The following is a 22,817-nucleotide window of genomic DNA, read 5'->3' as shown; positions in this document are numbered from 1 at the left end:
CTGATGGCGATCTCTGATATCAACGAATACGCCCACCTGACCGACGCGGACGTCGAGGCGTTGGGCTCCGAACTCGACGCGCTCCGGCGCGAGATCGAGTCGAGCCTCGGCGAACGCGACGCCAAGTATCTGCGCCGCACGATCCAAGCCCAGCGGGGCCTCGAGTTCGTCGGCCGCGTCGCCTTGATCGGCAGTCACCGCAGGTCCCTGTGGTGGCTCGGGACGGGCGCGCTCTCGATAGCGAAGATCATCGAGAACATGGAACTCGGCCACAACGTGATGCACGGCCAGTGGGACTGGATGAACGATCCCGAGGTGCACTCCACGACGTGGGAGTGGGACATGGTGTGCGCGTCTCCGCACTGGAAGCACTCGCACAACTACATCCACCACAAGTACACGAACGTGATCGGCATGGATCACGACGTGGGCTACAAGCTGTTGCGTGTGACCAGGGACGAGCCCTGGGAGCCGCGTCGACTGTTCCAGCCGTTCTCGAACCTGTTCCTCGCTGCCACCTTCGAGTGGGGGATCGCCCTCCACGACCTTGATCTGAAGGAAGTGATCGCCGGTCGTCGTCCGCTCGAGGAGGCGCGCCCAGAGATCCAACGCTTCGTCTACAAGGCTGCGCGCCAGATGGGCAAGGACTACGCGCTGTTCCCGGCACTGTCGGGTCCGAACTTCAAGCACACCCTCACGGCGAATCTGACGGCCAACTTCATTCGCAACCTGTGGGCCTACGTCGTCATCTTCTGCGGTCACTTCCCGGACGGCGCGGAGAAGTTCACCACCGCGACCCTCGAGGACGAGACACAGGGCCAGTGGTACCTGCGGCAGATGCTCGGCACGGCGAACTTCGAGGCGGGGCCGACCCTCGCGTTCCTCAGTGGCAATCTCTGCTACCAGATCGAGCACCACGTGTATCCGGATCTGCCGAGCAACCGGTACGCCGAGATCTCGGTTCGGATCCGTGACCTCTGCGACAAATACGACCTGCCCTACAACACGGGCTCGTTCGCCATGCAGTACCTGCGGACCCTGCGGACCATCAACAAGCTGGCACTCCCGGACTGGATGCTGACCGCCACCAGCGACGATGCGCCCGAGACCGCGTCCGAGCGCCGCTTCGACTCGATTCAGCCCCGTGCTCGCGGCCTGCGCACGGCCATCGCGCAGCTCAAGGAGCGTCGCCGCGCCGTCAAGGCGTGATGATCCGGCACCTCGGTCCAGGTGCTTGCGCCAGTCTCCGGTCGAGGGTGTAGAGCGGAGACTTCACGAGTTCGGCCGCCGCGACGAACGCTCCGTCGTACATGGTGATCGTGTCGCGAAGTTCCCAGCTTCGCTGCGCTGTGAGCTCGAACGGGACCATCGTGATCGGGAGCGCGCGCAGGTCGCCGAACGCGGCGGCACCGGCCGATCTGTCGATGTCGCCGCGTGCGGTTGCGCGACGGATGACGTTCGCGGTCTCGTAGTGCATCAGGACCGGTGCGAAGACGTCGTCGCTGAGCAGCACGGTCTCGGCCCAGGAGGCATCGGGTCCGGTGTGGATGAGTGCGGCGGCTACGACCGAACTGTCCACGACGATCACCGTCGGTCGGCTTGCAGGTCGGCGAGGATGTCGTCAGTCGACGTGGGGCTCGAATGCTCCCGCTTGCGTTCGCGTACCCGCATGAGCAGGTCCTCCATGGACGGGCGCTCGGCGAGCCGTTCCACTTCTCCCAGCATGAACTCTTGAAGGGACTTCCCGGCACGCGCCGCGCGTGCGGCGAGTTCGTTGCGGACCTCGTCGGGCACATTGCGGATCGTGATGGTCGTCATGCCGCTATTCTAGCGGCACTGCTGACAGATCTGCTGCGACGGTCCTATGGAGTCGGTTCCTCGGGGGTCTCCTCGGCGGCGCCCGTCGAACCGACGGACACCAGGAGTTCGCGGACGGCCATCGCGCGGCGAGCAGACGCGCCCTCGAGCGTGTCGAGCGCGCATTCGGGGTCGGCCGGAGGCCCGAGATGTGTGCAGCCGCGCGGACAGTTCTCGACGGCGTCGCGGAGATCGTCGAACGCGTCCACGATCTGGCCGGGCGTCACGTGGGCGAGCCCGAACGAGCGGATGCCCGGGGTGTCGACCACCCAGCCGCGACCGTCGGGGAGCGGCAACGCCACCGACTGCGTCGACGTGTGACGCCCCTTGCCGACGCCGGATACGACGCCCGTCGCCCGGTCGGCGTCCGGCACCAGGCGGTTGACCAGCGTCGACTTGCCGACACCGGAATGACCGATCAACGCGGTGAGTTTGCCGTCGAGCACCGCCCACAGATCGTCGAGCGGGTCGTCGCGTCCGGCGACGATCACCGGCAGATCGAGGTCGGCGAAATGGGCGGCGAACTCGGCGGGCCCGGCGAGGTCGGACTTCGTCAGACACAGGACGGGATCGAGCCCGCCAGCGTAGGCCGCGGCGAGGGCGCGTTCGACGAATCCGGTCCGCGGCGGCGGGTCGGCGAGCGCCGTCACGATCAGCAACTGGTCGGCGTTGCCGACGACGATCCGCTCGTACGGATCGGTGTCGTCGGCGGTGCGGCGCAGAACCGTCGTGCGGTCCTGGACACGGACGATCCGCGCGAGGGTGTCGGGCCGGCCCGACAGGTCGCCGACGACGCCGACCCGATCGCCGACGACGATCGGCGTGCGCCCGAGTTCGCGGGCGCGCATCGTGACGATCCGTCGGTCCGGGTCGTCGTCGAGCACACATCCCCACCGGCCGCGGTCCACCGACACCACCATCGCGGTCTCGGCGTCGGCGTGCGCAGGCCGGTTCTTGGTGCGTGGGCGGCTGCCCTTGCCGGGCCGGATGCGGACATCCGACTCGTCGTACGAGCGGGCCCCGCGGCTCAAGACGCGGTCCCGGCCATCGTCTCCCACATCGACACGAAGTCGGGCAGGGTCTTCGACGTGGTCGCGACGTTCTCGATCTCGACTCCCGGAACCACAAGGCCCAGAAGCGATCCCGCGGTCGCCATCCGATGGTCGGCGTACGTCTCCCACACGCCCGCGTGCAGGGGCGCCCCGGTGATCACCAGTCCGTCGTCGGTCTCCCGACAGTCGCCGCCGAGTCGATTGATCTCGGTGGTCAGCGCCGCGAGCCGGTCCGTCTCGTGGCCGCGCAGGTGGGCGATGCCGCGCAGCGTCGACGTGCCGTGCGCCAACGCGGTCAGCGCGGCGACAGTCGGGGTGAGCTCGCCGACGTCGCGGAGGTCGGCGTCGATCGGGGAGAGGACGTCGGGTCCGGTCACGGTCAGCAGACCGTCGTCGCCGCGCGACGCGACGGCGCCCATCCGTTCGAGGATGCCGACGATCTCGGCTCCGGGCTGCGTGGTCGTCGCAGGCCAGCGCGGGACGCTGACGCGGCCGCCGGTGGCCGCCGCCGCGGCGAGGAAGGCCGCGGCGTTGGACAGGTCGGGCTCGATCGCCCAGTCGACCGCGGCGATCGGCCCGGGGTGGACGGTCCACGCCGTGTTGTCGTCCGCGGCGTCCACCCGAACGCCTGCGGTGGCGAGCATCTCGACGGTCATCTCGATGTGCGGCATCGACGGGACCGGAGCCCCCGCATGCGTGATCGCGACGCCGTCGGTGAAGCGTGCCGCCGACAGCAGCAGCGCCGACACGAACTGCGACGACGCCGACGCGTCGATCGTCACCGGACCGCCGCGCACCGCACCGCGGCCGTGGACGGTGAACGGGAGAGCGTCGCCGTCGATCGAGACGCCGAGGTCGCGCAGCGCGTCGAGGACGGTGTGCAGCGGGCGGCTGCGGGCCTGCTCGTCGCCGTCGAATCGGGCGTCGCCGTCGGCGAGCGCTGCGGCGACCGGAAGGAAACGCATCACGGTCCCGGCCAGGCCGCAGTCGACCGAACCGCCGTGCAGCGGCCCGGGCGTCACATCGACCGTCGTCGGGTCGTCGGAGGCCGGATCGATCCCGACGCCGAGAGCGGCGAGGCCGTCGAGCATCAGGTCGGTGTCCCGGCTGCGCAGTGTGCCGGTGACCCGCGACGGGCCGTCGGCCAGTGCCGCGAGGATCAGTGCACGGTTGGTGATCGACTTCGATCCGGGCAGGTCGACCACTGCGTCGACGGACCCGGTGACGTACGGCGACAGCCAGTTGCTCATGCCGTCCAGTCTTTCATGCCTGCGCGGGCGGCCTCTGGTCGCGGCGCAGCGGATGATCGGCCGGAATCTGCACGATGATCACCGCGCGGCCGTCCGGGTCGCGGACGGTCATCTCGATCAGTCCCCACGGTTTGGTCTCGGGCTCGGCCGTGATCGGCACGCCCCGATCCGCCAGCCGGTTCCGTTCGGCGGCGACGTCGCGCACCTGCAGCCACAGGACGTCGCCGCCGACCTCGGTCGCGGTCAGATGCGCCGGGATCTCGAGGAGACTCGTACCGGCATGGAACACGACGCCGCCCGGATACTCGCGGGCCACGGCGAGGCCGAGGCTGTCGCGGTAGAAGGCGGTCAGCGCGTCGGGATCCGGTGAGATCAGCAGCGTTCGGCTGGTGAGGACCTCCACGTCAGCCGCCCGCCGTCTCGGCGACCTCGCGGCGGATCCGATCGAATTCGACGCCCATCGCGGCCGACAACGCGTTCGCCGCGGACAGCGGACGCACCATGACCGTCAGCTCGTCGATGAGGCCGTCGTCGTCGACGTGGATGAAGTCGGCGCCGGAGATCGCCTTCCCGTCGATCGTCGACTCGAACCGCAGGACGTGATCGCGCTCGTCGTCGCTGGTGTACTCGCGGACGTAGTGGAAGCCGTCGCCGATCACTCGGATCACGCCGCGCAGGATCGCCGCCGCGAGCACTTTGCCGTGGTACGGCGTGAATGCGACCGGGCTGACGAACGTGATGTCGTCGGCCAGCAGCGCCTCGATGGCATCGTGATCGCGGGCGTCGACGGCGTCGCGGAACTCGCGCATGGGCTTCTCCCTCGGTGTGGCGGGTGACGTGAGTCGAGTATGCGCTTGCCGCGGCCGATTCGGGCCCCGATGATGGGGACATGGAGATCAGCGCAGGGATTCTGCTGTACCGCAACGGTTCCGCCGGTCTCGAAGCGCTGTTGGCGCATCCCGGCGGGCCGTTCTTCGCGAAGAAGGACGACGCTGCGTGGTCCATTCCGAAAGGCCTCGTCGAACCAGGCGAAGACGCGTTGACCGCCGCTCGCCGGGAGTTCGCCGAGGAGACCGGCCACGAAGCTCCGGAGTCGGAGGCGATCGACCTCGGCGAGGTGCGTCTGCGCAGCGGAAAACGGGTTCATGGTTTCGCCGTCGAGGGCGACCTCGACGCCGCCGCGATCGTGAGCAACACCTTCGAGACCGTGTGGCCGCCACGGTCGGGCCGGACTCGGTCGTTCCCCGAAATCGATCGCGCCGACTGGTTCGGGCCGGACGCAGCCCGCGTGAAGCTCAATCCGGCACAGGCCGCGTTCATCGACCGCCTGATCAGCGCCCTCGCAGGGAGCTGACGAACTCGCCGAGTCGTTCCAGACCGAGCCGGAGGTCGTCCTCACCCGTCGCGTACGACAGTCGGACGTAGTGCTCGGCACCCACGTCGCCGAAGTCCTTGCCCGGCGTCAACGCGACATGCGCGGCCTGCAGGGCCTGCTCGCAGAACTCGGTCGAGGTCAGTCCGGTGCCACTCACATCGACATAGACGTAGAACGCGCCGTCCGGCGCCACCGGAACATGCAGCCCGATCCGATGAAGACCGTCGAGGACGAGGTCGCGTCGCGTCCGGAGGATGGCACGTCGTTCCTCGGCGACGGCGATCGTCTCCGGATCGAAACAGGAGACGGCGGCCATCTGTGCGGGCGTCGGCGGGCAGATGTAGTAGTTCTGGGCGAGGCGTTCGGCGACCGGGATCATCTCCGGCGGCACCACAGCCCAGCCGAGGCGCCATCCCGTCATCCCGAAGTACTTGGAGAAGCTGTTGACGACGATCGCGCCCGGATCGTCGGCGGCCACGCTGCGGCGGTCGCCGTCGGCCAGCCCGAGGTAGATCTCGTCGACGATCCGCCAACCGTCCCGCTCCCGCGCGGCCCGGCACACGTCGAGCAATTCGTCGTAGGCGAGCGAGGTGCCGGTCGGGTTGGACGGGGACGCCACCATCACGCCGCGCGTGCGCGGACCCCACGCGTCGGCGACCCGCGTGGACGTCAGTTGGAAGCGCGAGCGCGCGTCGGTGTCGAGGAGGCGGACGTCGGCGCCGAAACTCTCGGCGAACCGCCTGTTGCACGGGTACGACGGGTCGGCGACCACGACCTCGTCGCCGGGGTCGATGAGCGCCGCGCACGACAGGAGGAGCGCGGCCGACGCGCCGGTCGTGACGACCACGCGAGCCGGATCGATCGGTGCGCCGAACTGGTCCGCGCTGAACTGGGCGATGCGTTCGCGCAGGTCGGGAAGGCCCAACGCGCCCGTGTAGGCCAGTGGCCGGCCGTCGGTCAGCTCGCGGATCGCGGCGAGGAACGCGGGCGGCGCCCCGAAGTCGGGTTCGCCGATGTTGAGCTTGACCACGTGGACGCCGGTCGCCTCGAGTTCGGCGGCGTGCTTGCCGAACTCCATCGCATAGAACGGGGTGACGGCGTCGGCTCGACGGGAGAAGCGCATGCGGTCATCGTATGCACCCTCCCGTCGGCGACGGTCGGGCGTCGGGTCAGGCGGGTACCCAGTTGAAGGTGTCCGGGTCCGGTCCGAGACGACGGTCGGCGTCGAGTGCGTCGATGCGTGCAGACTGGGCCGCGCTGAGCTCGAAGTCGAAGATCGCGCTGTTCTCGGCCGCACGAGCGGGCGACGACGACTTCGGGAAGATCACGTCACCGCGCTGGATGTGCCACCGGAGCGTCACCTGGGCGACGCTCCGACCCACCTCGGCGGCGATCTCGGCGAGCACCGGGTCGTCGAGCACAGCTCCCTGCGCGATCGGGGCCCACGCCTCGGTGACGATGCCGTGCTCGCGGTTGAACGTGCGCAGCGGGGTCTGCTGGAAGTACGGATGTGCCTCGATCTGGTTCACGGCCGGCACCACCTCGGTGTTCGCGAGGAGCCGCTCCAGGTGGGACCGCTGGAAGTTCGACACGCCGATCGACCGCAGTGCGCCTGCCGCGTACCGGTCTTCGAGGGCGCGCCAGGTGTCGACATAGTCGCCGACCTCGGGGAGCGGCCAATGGACGAGATACAGGTCGATGGGTCCGAGGTCGAGTGCCTCGGTGGAGCGTGCGACGGCGTCGACCGCGGCGGCCGGATCGTGTGCGTTGTTGTTCAGCTTGCTGGTCACGAAGACCTCGTCACGCGCGATGCCGGACTCGCGGACGGCCTCGCCGACCTCGCGTTCGTTGCCGTACATCTGCGCGGTGTCGATGTGGCGGTATCCGGCTTCGAGCGCGGCGAGCACCGCGGCCTTGGTGTCTGCCGGGGCGATCTGATAGGTGCCGAACCCGAGCTGCGGGATCGCGACACCGTTGTTGAGGTCGAGGGACGGGATGGTGTTGTCGGCCATTCTCTTTCCAATGCCCCGCACCCCGACACTATTCCCGATCGGAGGTTCTGCGGTCGGCGCACCCGACCGTTGAGCGAGCTCGCCTACCCCGATCCTTGAGCGAGCTTGCGAGTTCCCTGATCCTTGAGCGAGCTTGCGAGTCGAAAGGCCCGCGACGACTGGGCTCCCAGCGCTTCGTGCGACGTTTCGACACGATGCCTCGGCTGGCGCCTCGGAATCGGCTCAACGACCGGGCAGGTATTGCTCGGCGACCGGGAGCGTGTTGCTTGGCGACCGGGCACGGTGTCGGGGGCCTGGGGGATGTCCCCCAAATGCACCCTGGGATCGCCGCTGAGCTGGTGCTTCACGGTACGGAGGGTGGCACGGTGGAGTCATGAGCACATTCACTGACAACTCATCGTCCACCGGCGTCTCGGTCTGGAAGATCGTCGCCATCGTCATCGCGGTCCTCGCCGTCGTGTCCCTGATCGGGCCGATCCTGCACGCCGCGTTCTGGATCGGGCTGTTCGCGCTCGCCGTGATCGGCGCCTACTCCCTGTTCAAGTCGAAGGGCTGACGCCCGACACTACGATGGCGGCATGACCCGGAAACTCGTCGCCACCGCGTTTGGCGCGCCCCGTGAAGTCCTGACAGTCATCGATGTGCCCCGGCCGTCCGACGGCGACGTGATCGTCGATGTGAAGGCGGCCGGGCTCAACCCGTTCGACGTGAAGAGCGTCAAGGGCGTGATGGGAACCGACCCGGCCAGACTGCCGCTCACCATCGGGAACGAAGGTGCGGGCGTGGTCCGCGAGGCCGCGGCCGACACGGGTTTCGTCGCGGGCGACAGGGTGGTCGTCTACCCGGCGTCCGGCACGTTCGCACAGACCGTCGCGGTCCCGGCCGGCTCGGCACATCGCCTTCCCGACGGTGTGGGCTTCGACGAGGCGGCCGGACTGCTGCTCGCGGGTGCGACGGCCTTCGATCTCGTCGAGACCCTCGACATCGGCGCCGACGACACCGTCCTCGTCCACGGCGGAGCGGGCGCGGTCGGATCGATCGTCGTCGTCCTCGCGGTGGGACGCGGAGCCACCGCGATCGCATCGGCGTCGCCGCGCAATCACGACGCCGTCCGCGCGCTCGGGGCACGACCGGTGTCGTACGGCGAAGGCTTCCTCTACGCGGTCCGCGAGGCGGCGTCGTCGCCGGTCACCGCGGCGATCGACACGGTCGGCAGCGACGAGGCGATCGACGTGTCCCTCGCCCTGGTCGGCGCCGACCGGGTCGCGAGCATCGCCGCATGGGGCCGCGTCGACGACGGGATCACCGTCCTCAACGGGTCGAGCGAGGCGAGCAAGAAGCACAGGCGAGACGCCGTCGAACCGCTGCTCGCCGCGCTCGCCGACGGTCGGGTCACCGTCGAGATCGCCGGGACGTCCACCCTCGACGACGCCGCCGACGCATTCGAAGCGCTCGCGGGCGACCATCCCCGCGGCAAGTACATCCTTCATCCGTAGTCGATGGCGATCCCCGGACCCGACGTCGTGCGGGCGTTGCGCGGCATCGTCGGCGACACGCACGTCCTGACCGAGCCCGACGTCGCCGCGTCGTACCTGACCGACTGGACCGGCACGTGGACGGGCGAGGCGGCGGTCGTCCGCCCGGCCGACACCGCCGAGGTCGCGGACGTGATGCGCGCGTGCGCCGCGCACTCCGTCGCGGTGACGCCGCAAGGCGGCAACACGGGTCTCGTCGGCGGCTCCACGCCGACTCCGGGCGACGACCGCCCGTGGGTGCTGTTGTCGCTGCGCAGGCTCGACACGGTCGGCGACGTCGACTCGCAGGGTCGCTGTGTCGGTGCGGGAGCGGGCGCCACCCTCGCGTCCGTCCACGCCGCGGCGGCCGGGGCCGGGCTGGCTTTCGGCGTCGACCTCGCCGCGCGCGATTCCGCGACGATCGGCGGGATGGTCGCGACCAACGCGGGCGGCATCCGGATGATCCGGCACGGCGACACGCGGGCCCAGGTCCTCGGGATCGAGGCGGTGCTGCCGTCGGGTGACGTCTTCACCCGGTGGCGGCCGCTGCGCAAGGACAACGTCGGCTATCACCTGCCCGCGCTGCTCGCGGGCAGCGAAGGCACGCTCGCCGTGATCACCCGAGTGCTGCTCCGGCTCGTCCCCGCGGCGGCGAGGACCGCCGTCGCCCTGGTCGGAACCGTCGACGTGGCGGCCGCACAGCGCGTCACCCGGTCGATCGAGGCGTCCGGTCGTCTGATCGAGGCCGCCGAGATCATGACCAGGGCCGGGGTCGACCTCGTCGCCGCTGCGGGCGTGCGTGCACCGTTCGACTCCGGAACGACGCTCCTCGTCGAGACCGCAGGGGACACCGGGGACCTGTCCGAAGCCCTGGCCGCCGCGGGTTCGGACGTGGTGGACGCGGTCGTCGAGGCCGGCCCGGCGCGCGAGGCGTGGCGGCTCCGGGAATCGCACACGGAGACGATCGCCCGTTCGTCGACGACGCCCGTCGTGAAGCTCGACGTGTCGGTGCCGCTCGATCGCGTGCAGGACCTCGTCGACCGGGTCGATCGGCTCGCGGCCGCGGCCGGCGTGCGCGCCGTCCAGTTCGGGCATCTCGGGGACGGGAACATCCACGTCAACCTGCTCGACGTCCCCCTGGACGATCAGTGCACAGCCGCCGATCGGGTCCTGCGGATGGTCGCCGACCTCGGCGGCAGCATCAGCGCCGAGCACGGCATCGGCCGTGCCAAGGCGGCCTCCGTCGGCCTCGGGCGCGACGACGTCGACGTCGCCGCCATGCGCGCGATCAAGAGCGCCCTCGATCCGTGCGGGATCATGAATCCCGGCGCGATCTTCGCGGATCCGTAGAGTTCCGCGAATTGTCGGACTCTTCGGATACGGTCCAGTCATGTACCCGGAACCCGCTCCGAATCAACATCCTCCGACCGACCCTGCACCCGCGACGATCGCGATGCGCCGCGGCGTGCTGGTGATGCTCACCCTGCTCGTCGTCGCGGGCACCGCGGCCGCAGCAGGCCTGATCGGCTACTCGATCGGCAAGGACGACTCGGCCGACCGGGGCGTCGTCGCCATCACCGACACCGCTCCGACCAGCGAGAGCGCGACTTCATCCGAGCGAGAGACGGCGGAGCCGAACGCGATCGGCGTCCCCACCACCAACGGCGCGATGGGAGTGACGATGACGAAGATCACCGCTCCCGCGACGCTCGACTTCTACGACTCCGACTACGAGGCGACGAAGCCGAGGGCCGGATCCCGTTACGTCCTCGTCGCGATCAAGGTGACCAACAACGGGAAGAAGCCCGTCACTCCGCTGTACGCCGTCGACGTACGACTCGTCGACGCGGACGGGCGAGAGTTCTCGAAGGTCGAGGACAACTATTCGATCCGGGAGAACTTCAGCAGGTCCGAGGAAGTCCCGGACTACCTGCAACCCGGCCTGTCGACCGAGGTGTACTACGCCTTCGAGGTTCCCGTCGGCGCGCATGTCGTCGCATTCGGTTATCGAGATCAGCAGTCCGAGTACGACGCTGCGTGGACCGAGTACTCGGTCGACGTGCGCTGACGGACTACCGTTGGCGATACGACTCCCATCGACACCGAGGCCGGTATGAACGACGCGACTCTCGACCACGAAGCCATCATCGTCGGAGCTGGATTCGGCGGCATGGGCGCCGCCATCGAGCTCATGAGGCAGGGCGTCGCCGATATCGCGATCCTCGAACGCGAGGACGACCTCGGCGGAACATGGCACGTCAACCACTACCCGGGACTCGCCGTCGACATCGCGTCGGTCACCTACTCGTACTCGTTCGAACCGAACCCGAACTGGTCACGACTGTTCGCGCCCGGCGCCGAACTCAAGGGGTACGCCCGGCACGTCGCCGACAAGTACGGAGTCGGCAAGCACATGGAGTTCGGTGTGGTCGTCGAGCGGGCCGAATGGGACGACGACGCAGGCCGCTGGACGGTGCACACCGCGGACGGGCGGACGCGGACCGCGAAGTACCTGGTGACCGCGACGGGCTTCCTGTCGCAGCCGTACACGCCCGACTTCCCGGGCATCGACGCCTTCGCGGGCGACATCATCCACACGACGGCCTGGCAGGACGGCTACGACTTCGCGGGCAAGCGCGCGGCCGTCATCGGCACCGGCGCGACGGCGGTGCAGTTGATCCCGGAGATCGCGAAGACGGCCAGGCGTCTGACGGTGTTCCAACGGACCCCCATCTGGGTGGTCCCGAAAGTCGACTTCCCGATCCCGGCCGTCGTGCGCAGGCTGTTCGGCGCGGTCCCCGCGACGCAGAAGGCCGCGCGCGCGGTCAACACCTCGCTGCTGGAGATGTTGATGGTGTTCGGCGTCCTCCACTACCGGCAGGCCAAGCCGGGCAACAGGCTCGCCGCACTGCTCGCCAAGACCCACATGCGGGTACAGGTGCGAGACAAGCGGACGCGCGAGCAGCTGACCCCGTCGTACGACTTCGGCTGCAAACGCCCGACGTTCAGCAACACGTACTTCCCGGTGTTCAACCGGCCCGACGTCGACCTGGAGACGTCCTCGATCGTGCGGGTGGAACCCGACGGGATCGTCGTCGACGGCGAGAAGAAGATCGGTGTCGACACGCTCGTCCTCGCCACCGGCTTCAACCTGTGGGACGTGAACTTTCCGGCCTTCCAGATAGTCGGGCGGGAGGGCCGCGATCTGGGGAAGTGGTGGCGCGACGGCCGCTTCCAGGCGTATGAGGGAGTCGCGGTCCCGCACTTCCCCAACTTCCTGACCCTGAACAGCCCGTACTCGTACAGCGGCCTCTCGTACTTCACGACCATCGAGGGCCAGATGCGGCACATCGCTCGACTGTTCTCCGAACTCCGACGCCGCGACGCCGACCGTTTCGAGGTGACCGAACGGGCAAACACCGAGTACCTCGACGAGTCGACCCGCAGGCTCGCCGACTCGGTGTTCTACGCGGGAGACTGCTCGACGTCGCGCAGCTATTACTTCAACCAACACGGAGAGGCGACTCTCCTCCGGCCGCAGGCCACGTTGTCGACGCTCCGCGAGATGGAGAGCTTCCCGCTCGACGACTACGTCTACGGCTGACGGTGACGCTGCCGGTACTCGTCGGCGACGGCGTCGGCGCGCCGGATCTGCACGGCGTCGACGAGTGACGCGTCGAGCCCGTTGTTGACGAGCAGATGACGCCGGTACACGCGGATCAGCGCGATCTGGAAGTAGACGAACGGGATCAGGATCAGCAGCATCATCCCACCGCGGATCCACAGGGGCCCGGGGATGAACCAGAACGCGACGAGCAGTGGCAGGATCGGGACGAGGCCCCGGATCAGGTAGCGACGGACATGGCCGGGTCCGGTCAGGTCGGCCAGCACCCAGTCGCGCATCGACGCGGGCAGGGGGCGCCCGAGGAGATAGCCGATCTTCTGCAGTGGCCCGGGCCGGTCGTCGCTCATGCGGACATTCTCCCTCATGCCGATCCGGTCGGGACGCGGCACCGGAGCTCTTCTACGAAACGGGATCGAGGAGTTCGGGGCCGTTGTTCGAGACCCGGTTCACCAACGGCGACACCTCGCGGACGGATATCCGGTCGACGAGGTCGGCGGACGGAGGTCGCAGGAGGGCCGGGTCGGCGGGGGAGTCCGGATCGAGCCAGGCGTCCCAGAACTCGAACGGCATGATCAGCGGCATCCGGTCGTGGACGTCGCGCAGGGCGCCGACGGCGTCGGTGGTGATGATCGTCATGCTCGACACCCACGCCGAGTCGTCGCCCGCGGCCCTCGCCTCGGCGGGGCGCCACGCCGCCCACAGGCCGCCCATGAAGAGTCGGGTGCCGTCCTCCGGCGACATGAAGAACGGAGTCTTGGTCGGCTTGCCGTCGGCGCCAGCGGGCCCCTTGCGCCATTCGTACCAGCCGTCCATCGGCACCAGGCAGCGCTTGCCCTTCAGCGAGGTCCGAAACGCGGGCTTCTCGGCCAATGACTCCGCACGCGCGTTGATCAGCAGGGGTCCCTTGCCGAGTTCCTTCGTCCACGACGGGACCAGACCCCACCGCATCGCCCTGATCCGCCGGGCGGCGATGTCGTCGGGAACGCCGTGCTCGTGTCGGTCGACGACGGTCATCACAGTCGTCGTCGGTGCGACGTTGAAGTTCCCCTCGACTGCGCTCGGGGATCGGGAGGACTCGTCGGCGGATCGGGAGGACTCGCCGGCGGATCGTGAGGACCCGCTCGGGGGCGGGTCGATCTCGTTCCGGGCGTCGATCTCGGCGGCGAGCTTCGCCGGATCGGTCGTCACTGCATAGCGTCCGCACATGAGATCCATGCTGGCACGGAACAAGTCGGGGAGGCGAGGCGTTGCACCTGCCGCAACCGTCGAAACCACGATGGAGGAGATCAGGAGGTGAACGCCACCGTGCCCACAGCGACAGCGACAGCCCTGGAGCCGAAACTGGTGATCGGATGGCCGGTAGAATCGTCCGAACACGCGTCCAGTGAAGGGAAACCGGTGTCTGAAGAGAACATCGAGTCCGGCACGTCAGGCACTCCGGAGCCCGACGAGCACGAGGAGACCCAGGCCGAGCTGTCCGAGCGATTCGAGCGTGACGCGCTCCCGCTGCTCGACCAGCTGTACGGTGGCGCGCTGCGGATGACCCGCAACCCCGCCGATGCCGAGGACCTCGTGCAGGAGACGTACGTGAAGGCCTTCTCGGCGTTCGCGTCGTTCCGCGAGGGGACCAACCTGAAGGCCTGGATGTACCGCATCCTCACCAACACCTACATCAACTCGTACCGGAAGAAGCAGCGCCAGCCCGCGCAGTATCCGACCGACGAGATCACCGACTGGCAGCTCGCCGCGACGGCCGAGCACACGTCGACGGGGCTGCGGTCCGCCGAGATCGAGGCGCTCGACGCGCTGCCCGATCAGGAGATCAAAGACGCCCTCGCTCAACTGCCCGAAGACTTCCGGATGGCCGTGTACTACGCGGACGTCGAAGGTCTGCCCTACAAGGAGATCGCCGAGATCATGGACACTCCCATCGGAACGGTGATGTCCCGCCTGCACCGTGGTCGCCGCCAGCTGCGCGACCTGCTCTCCGACGTCGCGCGTGAGCGCGGCATCGGCCGTGCCGATGAGGTAGTGCGATGAACGACGATCAGTTCGAGCAGCTCGACTGCTCCGCAGTCGTGGCCGACATCTGGCTGCTGCTCGACAACGAGTGCGACGCGGGCGCGAGAACGCGACTGCAGGGTCACCTGGACGGCTGCCCGTCGTGCTTCGAGCACTACGGCATCCAGCGGGAACTGAAGGCGCTCATCAGCCGCAAATGCGGGGGCGACGCCGCGCCCGAGGGGCTGCGCGAGCGCCTGCGACTGGAGATCAGGCGATCGGTGACGATCCGCCGCACGCTGTGAGGGCGTGAACTCGGAACACAGAACGGCCCGGTCCTCGATGAGGACCGGGCCGTTCGCCGCATTGCGCGCGTGAGCTGATGCTCAGGCGTTGGGACGCTTGCCGTGGTTGGCTGCGTTCTTCTTGCGGCTGCGCTTCTTACGTCCGCGCTTACCCATGACGGACCTCCTTCGTCGTGCGATCACGTGCGTCGGCCATTGTTTCACGTCCGCAACCCGGTGTGTTAATCGCGCGTGCGGCCGACGTAGGATCGGGCCATGCCTGAAGACGTCGTCGCTGAAATCGTCGCCACCGTTCTGGAAGTGTCGGTGGACGCCGGAGCGCAGGTCGCGACCGGCGACACCCTGGTGCTGTTGGAGTCGATGAAGATGGAGATCCCGGTGGTCGCCGAGGATCCGGGCACCATCGACGAGGTGAAGGTGAAGGTCGGCGACGTGATCCAGGCGGGCCACGTGATCGCCACCTACCGCGACTGACCGCACGTGGCGACGCTCACCGAACTGCTCGCCGAGCACACCACGCTGTCCGACGACGCCGCCGCGCATCTGCAGCGGCTGGTCGCGGAATGGCAGTTGCTCGCCGACCTGTCGTTCGCCGACTACCTGCTCGCGGTCCGCGGCGACCGCGGCGACTTCGTGTACGTGGCGCAGGTGCGCCCGAACACGGCGTCCACGGTGTTCCAGCACGACGAGGTGGGCCACTCCGTCGAATCGCCGGAGAGCCCGCAGGGCGCCAACCCGTTGATCTCGCCTGCATTCGCGACCGGCCGCATCATGCAGGAGGGGCTCGCCACCAGATTCGGAAACCTGCTCGTCGGCCGGGTCGCGATCCCGGTCACGTTCGAGGGCCGGGTCATCGCGGTGCTGGGGCGGGCGGCGGAGGCCTCGGAGACGCGTCCGCCGTCGCCGTTGGAGGCCGCCTACCGCGATGCCGCGCAGGCGCTGTGCGAGATGGTCGTCGAGGGGACGTTCCCGCTCGACGAGGCCAACACGATGGGCCTGTCGACGCCGCGCGCGGGCGACGGTTTCGTGCGGCTCGGTCCCGAGGGCGTCGTCGTGTACGCGAGCCCCAACGCGCTGTCCGCCGTGCACCGCATGGGGTGGACGACGGATCTGTCGGGTGTGGTGCTCGCCGATCTCTTCAACCGGCTGCTCAACGATCCGTTCGAGGCGACCGACGCCGCCGCGATGCTGGCGATGGCCGCGGGATCCGCCGACGACTCCGACGTCCCCGTCCGGGGTCTGCGCATGGAGTTCGACGCCAGGCGCGCCACCGTCCTCGTCCGCGCCGTCCCCCTGCGCTCCCGGGGCCGCTCGCAGGGCGCGGTGCTGCTGATCCGCGACGTCACCGAGGTGAAACGGCGAGACCTCGCCCTGATCAGCAAGGACGCCACGATCCGCGAGATCCACCACCGGGTGAAGAACAACCTGCAGTCGGTCTCGGCGCTGTTGCGCCTGCAAGCGCGTCGATCGAGCAATCCGGAGACCTCGCGTGCCCTCGAGGAGGCCGTGCGCCGCGTCGGGTCGATCGCGCTCGTCCACGAGATGCTGTCGGGCAGCGTCGACGAGGAGGTGGACGTCGACCTGATCGTCGACCGGGTCGGCACGTCGATCGTCGACGTCGCGCTCCCGGACGGCGGCGGGTCGAGGGTGTCGGTGCGCCGCACCGCCCGCCTCGGCGTGCTGCCTGCCGATCTGGCGATGCCGCTGGTCATGGTCCTCACCGAGGTGCTCCAGAACTCCATCGAGCACGGATTCTCGGACGGTCAGGCCGACGCGCAGATCGTCGTCGACGCGCAGCGCGACGTCCGGTCGCTGTCGGTGCACATCACCGACAACGGATGCGGGCTGCCCGACGGCTTCGACTTGGAGAAGTCCGATCGGCTCGGACTGCAGATCGTCCGGACGCTCGTGTCGAACGACCTCGCCGGGCAGATCACGATCGGCCCGGCCCCGGGCGGACGGGGGACCAGGGTGGACCTTCAGATCCCACTGCACTGACAGAAAGCAGGGAGGCCCCGACCGGATCCGGTCGGGGCCTCCCTGTGGAGTGAGGGCAGGTCAGACTGCGCTGCGTGCGCGGGTACGCGCGTTGCGACGCTTGAGCGCGCGGCGTTCGTCCTCGCTCATGCCGCCCCAGACGCCCGCGTCCTGGCCGGTCTCGAGTGCCCATGCGAGGCAGTCGGCCGTGACCGGGCAGCGCTGGCAGACGAGCTTCGCGTCCGCGACCTGTGCGATGGCCGGGCCACTGGTTCCGACCGGGAAGAACAGCTCGGGATCCTCATCGCGACAGATGGCCTTGTGACGCCAATCCATGACAAAACTCCTTCAAAATCTTCACGCCGTGCGCAGGGCGCACGAATGTACGACAGTTGGTCTTCGGTGGGCTGCAACGACGGAATCTCACAGTGTTCTGAGCGGGGCGGCGCGCAGAATTCGGGGGCCGGTCGTTGCGGTCACTATCTGTTGTACTACTGTGCACCGACCTTTGGCTATAGGTCTTCGGTGAATGCCGGATACGTCACAAGGGGTTGGCATCGCGGCCAACGTATGTCTACCGGTGGGTAACTAAGGGGTTACGAGCCCAACGCGGGCGCGACGACATCGAGGACGTGGCGGCGGTGACCGAAGTCTAGTGAGGCGTATTCGCCCAGGTAGTCGCCGTCCATCTGGACGTCGGCCGGGGCCTCGCTGCGGAAGCGGACCCAGTCGACGTCGTCGTTGCGGTACAGGTGCGCGGCCTTCGGCTCGACGCCTCGCAGCAGCTTGGACCCGAGCATGATGTTGCGGGGGACCGACACGGATGTCGCGGCGAAGATGCCCAATCCGTGCTCGAAGTCGGTGCCGGGATTGGTCCGGATCGGGCGTGTCCCGAGGTACGTCCACGGTCCGGTGTTGCTGACGAAGCCGAAGCGGACACCGTCGACGGGCTCGTGATCGGGGACCTCGACGGTGAAGGTCGGGGGAGTGATCGACGGGCGGAAGAACGATCCGACCGTGGTGCGCAGGTACCGGCCAGCGGTGGCGCGCTTGCCCTTGTGGCGCAATTCCTCCATGCGGCGGACGACGATCGCGTCCATCCCCATGCCCGCGTTGAACAGGAACCACCGGTTCAGGGTGTGGCCGAGGCTGATCGGGCGGCGGGCCCCGGAGTCGAGGAGCTCCATCAACTGGGCCGTCGCGACGAGCGGGTCGCGACTCACGCCGAGGGCCCGTGCGAAGACGTTCGCGCTGCCGCCCGGCACCACGCCGAGCGCCGGAAGCGTTCCGCGGTCGGGGGTCTGCATGTCGGGGGTTCCGAGGATGCCGTTCGCGACCTCGTTCACCGAACCGTCGCCGCCGTGCACCACGACGGCGTCGTAGCCCTCGCGGACGGCCGTCGCACCCAGCTCTCCGGCGTGCCCACGGTGCGTGGTGCGTTCGACGTCCACCGTGAAACGGGAGTCGAGCGTGTTCGCCAGCGCGTCGCGCCCCTCAGCGGTGGTGAAGGTCGCGTACGGATTGGTGATGAGCATGACACGCACGGGTCCTCACGATATCCGCTGCGGGGCCCGTGTCCCAATCGGCGATCAGCCGCCCGTACTCTGGAGTACGTGAGCAGTCCCGATACCGACCCCACCACCGGAGCGATCCCGTCGCAGTTGCGTTGGGCCGGACGGATCATCACGGCGCAGGGGCTGCTGGGCCTGATCGTGGCTGTCGTCTACGTGGTTCGCGAAGCATCGGGTCATCATGAGCAGGCGATCAGCGGATACGGGACGGCGATCTGGTTCACGGTCATCGGCGGCGCCGTCCTCGCGGGCGGGATCGCCCTGACCCGCGGAAAGCGGTGGGGACGGGCGATCGGCATGATGGCGCAGATCCTGCTGCTGCCGGTGGCGTACTCACTCCTCACGAGCAGTGCACTCCCCGCGATCGGCGCGCCCGTCGGAATCGTCGCGATCGGTGTCCTGGTGCTGCTCTTCTCGCCCGCCTCGCTCGCCTGGCTGAACGACGAACAGCTCCCGCCGGACGCCGACGCCTAGCGCGACCGTATGGTAGGGGCCATGACGCGCACTCTCGCCATCGCGAATCAGAAGGGCGGCGTGGCGAAGACCACGACCACAGCGTCGGTCGGGGCCGCACTGGCCGATCAGGACGTCTCCGTCCTCGTCGTCGACCTGGATCCCCAAGGCTGCCTCACCTTCTCCCTCGGACACGACCCCGACCAGATCTCCAAGTCGGTTCACGACGTGCTGATCGGCGCCGAGGAGATCGCCGACGTCCTGCTCGACACCGACGACGGCGTGACCCTCCTGCCCGCCACGATCGACCTCGCGGGCGCCGAAGCGCTGCTGCTGATGCGGCCGGGACGCGAGTACGCGCTCAAGCGCGCCCTCGCCGAGGTGGCGCAGGACTACGACGTGGTCCTCATCGACTGCCCGCCGTCGCTCGGCGTGCTCACGCTCAACGGCCTGACCGCCGCGGACGAGGTCGTCGTGCCGCTGCAGTGCGAGACGCTCGCGCACCGCGGTGTCGGGCAGCTGCTGCGCACGGTCACCGAGGTGCAGCAGATCACGAACCCGAACCTGAAGATGCTCGGCACCGTCGCGACGCTCTTCGACGCGCGCACGACGCACAGCCGTGACGTGCTGTCGGACGTCTCCGACCGCTACGAGATGCCGGTGCTGAACCCGCCGATCCCGCGGACCGTCCGCTTCGCCGAGGCCTCGGCCTCCGGCGCGTCGGTGATGCGCGGGCGCAAGAACAAGGGCGCGACCGCGTACCGCGAACTCGCCGACAACCTCCGCGCCTACTGGAACGGCTCCGACCTCGCGACGTACGAGATCGGCGAGCAGTAGAACTCGGCCCTACGAGGAGAGGGCGACGACGGTCGCGCCGCGCTGTTCGACGACCCACGGGCCGAGCACGCGCAACGCCACCGGACGGGCGGCGTCGGCGTCGTAGCCGGCGCGGTCCACCGGGATCGATCGGACCTCGTGCCCGTCGGACAGCTGGCGGACGCTGATCGCCCCGTGCATCGGCAGGAGCAGTTCACCCGCCATCACCGAGCCGGGGCCGATGGCCCCCGGCACCTGATACATCGGGACGGCCGTCGTGCCGTCGATCACGACGGTGCCGGTCCCGGTCCACGCGGTGATCACACCGGAGTCGGTGACGGGCGCGGTGGACGTGGGCAGTGCGGCGTCTCCGGACACGGGATGCGTCGACACCGGCTCAGCCTGCGGCGTGTACACGCGGATCCGCGGTCCGGGGATCCGGCCGGTCTCACCGGTCTCGTCGACGCCGCCGTCGTACACGGCGACGGCCTGACTGGTGTTCGCGATGATCTGCGGGGCCGGACCGTGCGACGTCCGGGTCAGCATGGTCGTGCCCCACTGGATGATCTTCTCGTCCGAACTCTGCGCCGCACCGATGACGGTCAGGCGGTAGCCGAGGTCGCCGTCGCACCGCTCGACGAGCGCCACACGGCTGCCGCCGGGCAACGCGGAGAAGATCCGGCAGTTGGTGCGGCCCGGCGTCTTGTCGGGGTTCACCGGCGCGTCGATCCGCCCGTACTCGATGCCGCGGACCATGTTGGTGCCCCACGTCTCCAGCCGGGTGTCGCCGACGGAGAGCGCGTAGTCGCCGTCGTACGAGAGGGCGACGGACGTGTCGGCGTCGCTGGTCCTGGCGCCCGCGCGCAGGCCGGTGTCGCCGCGCAGGGCGGTCACCTCGCTGCACCCGCGGCTGTTCCGGTAGACGGCCAGCACCCTGTCGGCCCCGCCCGGCCATGCCGCGAGCGCACCGCACAGCTCGTCGTCGCGGGTGTACCGCCACCGGACCGACCCGGTCGCCGGATCGTGCGCGGTGACGGACCCGCCGTCCGCGGTGATGACCGACGCGGCCGTCAGCTGGGGGATCCGGGTGGCCGACGACGGGGCCGTCCACGCCACGCGCAGGGTCTGCGGGCTCTCCTCGGCCGCCGCCGGGGTCGACGGAGCGGCCGGAGCCGTCTCCAGATGCGCCTGGCGGGCGTCACTCGTCGCCCACACCACCAGACCCGCGACGACGACCGCGACCACGATCGCGGCCGTCACGATCAGGTCGACGCGAGTCCGGCGCTCCGGTGCGATCGATTTCCCCATATCGGCGACAGTACGGAAACAGTCAGTCCGACGCGCCGTCGGACGACGGTGCGGCCGCGGCGTCGCCCGCGGGCTTGCCGCCGGAACGGCGACGGCGACGGCGCGGACGACGGGGCTTGTCGCCGCCCTCGGCCGGAGCTGCGTCGGTCGCGGCCGACACCGCGTCGGCGGACTCGTCGCCGGTCGCGGTGTCGCTCGCGTCGGTCGACGCCGCTGCGTCCGGCGTCTGGCCGCCGCGGGTGCGACGACGCGTGCGGGTCCGCTCCCGCTTCGGACGGTCGGCGCGGGCCTCACGACGCTCGTCCGAGGTCTGACGGGCGCCCTCGACGCGGCCGTTCGCGTCCTCCGGGATCGACATCTCCTCGCGGAGGTGATCCGACGTCGAGTACGTCTCGACAGGCTCGGGGATGCCGAGGCCGAGCGCCTTGTCGATGAGCTCCCAACGGTGGATCTCGTCCCAGTCGACGAGCGTCACGGCGATGCCGGTGCGGCCCGCACGACCGGTGCGGCCGATGCGGTGCACGTAGGTCTTGTCGTCCTCTGGGCACTGGTAGTTGATGACGTGCGTCACATCGTCGATGTCGATGCCGCGGGCGGCGACGTCCGTGGCGACCAGCACGTCGACCGTGCCGTCGCGGAACTTGCCGAGCGACTTCTCGCGGGCCACCTGGCCGAGGTCGCCGTGCACCGCGCCCACCTTGAAGCCGCGCTCGGCGAGGTCGTCGGCGACCTTCTGCGCGGTGCGCTTGGTGCGGGTGAAGATCATCGTCGCGCCGCGGCCGTCGGCCTGCAGGATGCGGGCCACCAGCTCGGCCTTGTCGAGGGCGTGCGCCCGGTAGACGTACTGGGTGGTGCGCTCGTGGACCGCCGAGTCGTTGGCCTGCTCGGCGCGGATGTGCGTCGGACGGTTCAGGAACGTGCGGGCCAGTGTGACGATCGGGCCGGGCATGGTCGCCGAGAACAGCATCGTCTGGCGGTCGGTCGGCAGTGCGCCCATGATGCGTTCGATGTCGGGGAGGAAGCCGAGGTCGAGCATCTCGTCGGCCTCGTCGAGCACCAGGATCGCGACCTTGCCGAGCACCAGGTGGCCCTGCTGCGCGAGGTCGAGGAGGCGGCCGGGCGTGCCGACGACGACGTCGACTCCGCCCTGCAGCTCCGCGATCTGCTGCTCGTACGGGCGGCCGCCGTAGATCGAGGTGATCTTCAACGGACGGACGGCGCCGTCGGCGAGGGTCACGTCGACGCCCTTGGACGCGGTGACCAAGTCTTCGGTCACCTGGACGCACAGTTCGCGCGTCGGGACGATGACCAGCGCGCGCGGGGTGGTGTCCAGGGCGCGCAGGCCCGACTTCTCGGCTGTGACGAGCCGGTGCAGCAGGGGGACGCCGAAGCCGAACGTCTTGCCCATGCCGGTGCGGGCCTGGCCGATGAGATCGCTGCCAGCGATCGCGAGGGGGAGGGTCAGTTCCTGGATCGCGAACGTGCGCTCCTTGCCGTCCGCGGCGAGGGCGGCGACGATGGCGTCGTCGACGCCGAGCTCGGTGAACGTCGGAGCCTGATGGTCCTCGTCGACGATCGTCGTCTGAATCGAGTCGTCGACGGTGGTGTCGGTTGTCATGTGCGGTTGTATGCCTCTCGTGTGCTGTGCACGCACACATCGGCTTCGCGGGATCCTGGCTGGCAGGGCCCTCGGCGTGGCAT

28 protein-coding genes are annotated in these 22,817 nt (G+C 69.1%); 13 read left to right on the top strand and 15 right to left on the bottom strand.

From position 1 onward, the window contains the following. Positions 1-3 precede the first annotated feature (3 nt). Complete coding sequence (locus GYB83_RS22090; RefSeq protein ID WP_161897411.1) at positions 4-1,209, top strand: fatty acid desaturase family protein; 1,206 nt, start codon at positions 4-6, stop codon at positions 1,207-1,209. Here GYB83_RS22090 and GYB83_RS22085 read toward each other — a convergent pair. Genes GYB83_RS22085 through GYB83_RS22060 form a run of 6 tightly spaced genes read right to left on the bottom strand, consistent with a single transcriptional unit; the run spans position 1,199 to position 4,968 of the window. Beyond that, positions 1,199-1,579, bottom strand: a complete 381-nt coding sequence (locus GYB83_RS22085; RefSeq protein WP_161897410.1) for a type II toxin-antitoxin system VapC family toxin — start codon at positions 1,577-1,579, stop codon at positions 1,199-1,201. The two genes, GYB83_RS22090 and GYB83_RS22085, sit on opposite strands and share 11 nt — an antisense overlap. Positions 1,580-1,584: 5 nt before the next feature. Further along, positions 1,585-1,818, bottom strand: coding sequence for a FitA-like ribbon-helix-helix domain-containing protein (locus GYB83_RS22080; RefSeq protein ID WP_161897409.1), 234 nt, complete (start codon positions 1,816-1,818; stop codon positions 1,585-1,587). Between the two features lie 44 nt (positions 1,819-1,862). After that, the gene (gene rsgA, locus GYB83_RS22075; RefSeq protein ID WP_161897408.1) at positions 1,863-2,888 is read right to left on the bottom strand and encodes a ribosome small subunit-dependent GTPase A; all 1,026 of its coding nucleotides are present in this window, start codon (positions 2,886-2,888) and stop codon (positions 1,863-1,865) included. Further along, positions 2,885-4,159 carry a 3-phosphoshikimate 1-carboxyvinyltransferase gene (gene aroA / locus GYB83_RS22070; RefSeq protein ID WP_161897407.1) on the bottom strand — a complete coding sequence of 425 codons (1,275 nt, stop codon included), beginning with the start codon at positions 4,157-4,159 and terminating at the stop codon, positions 2,885-2,887. The genes rsgA and aroA overlap by 4 nt, the downstream gene beginning before the upstream one ends. A gap of 13 nt (positions 4,160-4,172) precedes the next feature. Further along, positions 4,173-4,562 carry a VOC family protein gene (locus tag GYB83_RS22065; RefSeq protein WP_161897406.1) on the bottom strand — a complete coding sequence of 130 codons (390 nt, stop codon included), beginning with the start codon at positions 4,560-4,562 and terminating at the stop codon, positions 4,173-4,175. A gap of 1 nt (position 4,563) precedes the next feature. Next, positions 4,564-4,968, bottom strand: coding sequence for a nuclear transport factor 2 family protein (locus GYB83_RS22060; RefSeq protein ID WP_161897405.1), 405 nt, complete (start codon positions 4,966-4,968; stop codon positions 4,564-4,566). Between the two features lie 80 nt (positions 4,969-5,048). On the opposite strand from GYB83_RS22060, the gene GYB83_RS22055 reads away from it, so the two are divergent. After that, a complete protein-coding gene (locus tag GYB83_RS22055; RefSeq protein WP_161897404.1) occupies positions 5,049-5,513 on the top strand; it encodes an NUDIX hydrolase in 465 nt (154 codons plus the stop codon). Here GYB83_RS22055 and GYB83_RS22050 read toward each other — a convergent pair. Further along, complete coding sequence (locus tag GYB83_RS22050) at positions 5,491-6,657, bottom strand: aminotransferase class I/II-fold pyridoxal phosphate-dependent enzyme (RefSeq protein ID WP_161897403.1); 1,167 nt, start codon at positions 6,655-6,657, stop codon at positions 5,491-5,493. The two genes, GYB83_RS22055 and GYB83_RS22050, sit on opposite strands and share 23 nt — an antisense overlap. Positions 6,658-6,703: 46 nt before the next feature. Beyond that, complete coding sequence (locus tag GYB83_RS22045) at positions 6,704-7,546, bottom strand: aldo/keto reductase (RefSeq protein WP_161897402.1); 843 nt, start codon at positions 7,544-7,546, stop codon at positions 6,704-6,706. A gap of 373 nt (positions 7,547-7,919) precedes the next feature. On the opposite strand from GYB83_RS22045, the gene GYB83_RS22040 reads away from it, so the two are divergent. From GYB83_RS22040 to GYB83_RS22020, 5 genes are read left to right on the top strand one after another with little or no spacing between them, the layout of a single operon-like run. Further along, positions 7,920-8,102 (top strand): hypothetical protein, encoded by a 183-nt coding sequence (locus GYB83_RS22040; protein WP_161897401.1) that lies wholly within the window; start codon positions 7,920-7,922, stop codon positions 8,100-8,102. A gap of 22 nt (positions 8,103-8,124) precedes the next feature. Continuing rightward, the gene (locus tag GYB83_RS22035) at positions 8,125-9,042 is read left to right on the top strand and encodes a quinone oxidoreductase family protein (RefSeq protein WP_161897400.1); all 918 of its coding nucleotides are present in this window, start codon (positions 8,125-8,127) and stop codon (positions 9,040-9,042) included. A gap of 3 nt (positions 9,043-9,045) precedes the next feature. After that, positions 9,046-10,410, top strand: a complete 1,365-nt coding sequence (locus tag GYB83_RS22030) for an FAD-binding oxidoreductase (RefSeq protein ID WP_186349837.1) — start codon at positions 9,046-9,048, stop codon at positions 10,408-10,410. 40 nt (positions 10,411-10,450) lie between these two features. Then, the gene (locus tag GYB83_RS22025) at positions 10,451-11,128 is read left to right on the top strand and encodes a DUF4352 domain-containing protein (RefSeq protein WP_161897399.1); all 678 of its coding nucleotides are present in this window, start codon (positions 10,451-10,453) and stop codon (positions 11,126-11,128) included. A gap of 45 nt (positions 11,129-11,173) precedes the next feature. Next, positions 11,174-12,664 carry a flavin-containing monooxygenase gene (locus tag GYB83_RS22020; RefSeq protein WP_161897398.1) on the top strand — a complete coding sequence of 497 codons (1,491 nt, stop codon included), beginning with the start codon at positions 11,174-11,176 and terminating at the stop codon, positions 12,662-12,664. On the opposite strand, the gene GYB83_RS22015 is transcribed toward GYB83_RS22020, so the two are convergent. Further along, positions 12,655-13,032 (bottom strand): DUF5313 family protein, encoded by a 378-nt coding sequence (locus tag GYB83_RS22015; protein ID WP_161897397.1) that lies wholly within the window; start codon positions 13,030-13,032, stop codon positions 12,655-12,657. The genes GYB83_RS22020 and GYB83_RS22015 overlap by 10 nt on opposite strands. Positions 13,033-13,084: 52 nt before the next feature. Next, a complete protein-coding gene (locus GYB83_RS22010; protein WP_161897670.1) occupies positions 13,085-13,891 on the bottom strand; it encodes an SOS response-associated peptidase in 807 nt (268 codons plus the stop codon). Between the two features lie 123 nt (positions 13,892-14,014). On the opposite strand from GYB83_RS22010, the gene GYB83_RS22005 reads away from it, so the two are divergent. Both GYB83_RS22005 and rsrA read left to right on the top strand, forming a co-directional pair. Next, the gene (locus GYB83_RS22005) at positions 14,015-14,725 is read left to right on the top strand and encodes a sigma-70 family RNA polymerase sigma factor (protein ID WP_371865353.1); all 711 of its coding nucleotides are present in this window, start codon (positions 14,015-14,017) and stop codon (positions 14,723-14,725) included. Next, a complete protein-coding gene (gene rsrA, locus GYB83_RS22000) occupies positions 14,722-14,991 on the top strand; it encodes a mycothiol system anti-sigma-R factor (RefSeq protein ID WP_161897396.1) in 270 nt (89 codons plus the stop codon). The genes GYB83_RS22005 and rsrA overlap by 4 nt, the downstream gene beginning before the upstream one ends. Positions 14,992-15,072: 81 nt before the next feature. On the opposite strand, the gene GYB83_RS24145 is transcribed toward rsrA, so the two are convergent. Beyond that, positions 15,073-15,147, bottom strand: a complete 75-nt coding sequence (locus tag GYB83_RS24145; protein ID WP_371865352.1) for a 50S ribosomal protein bL37 — start codon at positions 15,145-15,147, stop codon at positions 15,073-15,075. 99 nt (positions 15,148-15,246) lie between these two features. Between GYB83_RS24145 and GYB83_RS21995 the strand changes: the two genes are divergently transcribed. Continuing rightward, a complete protein-coding gene (locus GYB83_RS21995; protein ID WP_161897395.1) occupies positions 15,247-15,465 on the top strand; it encodes a biotin/lipoyl-binding carrier protein in 219 nt (72 codons plus the stop codon). Positions 15,466-15,471: 6 nt separating this feature from the next. Next, positions 15,472-16,989 (top strand): sensor histidine kinase, encoded by a 1,518-nt coding sequence (locus tag GYB83_RS21990; protein WP_161897394.1) that lies wholly within the window; start codon positions 15,472-15,474, stop codon positions 16,987-16,989. A 60-nt stretch (positions 16,990-17,049) separates the two neighbouring features. On the opposite strand, the gene GYB83_RS21985 is transcribed toward GYB83_RS21990, so the two are convergent. Further along, positions 17,050-17,304, bottom strand: a complete 255-nt coding sequence (locus GYB83_RS21985; RefSeq protein ID WP_009679257.1) for a WhiB family transcriptional regulator — start codon at positions 17,302-17,304, stop codon at positions 17,050-17,052. 260 nt (positions 17,305-17,564) lie between these two features. Then, positions 17,565-18,512, bottom strand: coding sequence for a diacylglycerol/lipid kinase family protein (locus GYB83_RS21980; protein WP_186349835.1), 948 nt, complete (start codon positions 18,510-18,512; stop codon positions 17,565-17,567). 69 nt (positions 18,513-18,581) lie between these two features. Between GYB83_RS21980 and GYB83_RS21975 the strand changes: the two genes are divergently transcribed. After that, positions 18,582-19,013 (top strand): hypothetical protein, encoded by a 432-nt coding sequence (locus GYB83_RS21975; RefSeq protein ID WP_161897393.1) that lies wholly within the window; start codon positions 18,582-18,584, stop codon positions 19,011-19,013. A gap of 21 nt (positions 19,014-19,034) precedes the next feature. Beyond that, a complete protein-coding gene (locus tag GYB83_RS21970) occupies positions 19,035-19,829 on the top strand; it encodes a ParA family protein (RefSeq protein WP_161897392.1) in 795 nt (264 codons plus the stop codon). 9 nt (positions 19,830-19,838) lie between these two features. On the opposite strand, the gene GYB83_RS21965 is transcribed toward GYB83_RS21970, so the two are convergent. Continuing rightward, entirely contained in the window at positions 19,839-21,116 is a 1,278-nt protein-coding gene (locus tag GYB83_RS21965) for an Rv3212 family protein (RefSeq protein ID WP_161897391.1), read from the bottom strand. A 22-nt stretch (positions 21,117-21,138) separates the two neighbouring features. Then, a complete protein-coding gene (locus GYB83_RS21960) occupies positions 21,139-22,734 on the bottom strand; it encodes a DEAD/DEAH box helicase (RefSeq protein WP_161897390.1) in 1,596 nt (531 codons plus the stop codon). Positions 22,735-22,817 lie beyond the last annotated feature (83 nt).

It is taken from the genome of Gordonia spumicola, assembly GCF_009932475.1.
Lineage (GTDB): Bacteria > Actinomycetota > Actinomycetes > Mycobacteriales > Mycobacteriaceae > Gordonia > Gordonia spumicola.
The sequence above is the reverse complement of the archived record's forward strand: the minus strand, read 5'-3'. Positions and strand labels throughout refer to the sequence as shown.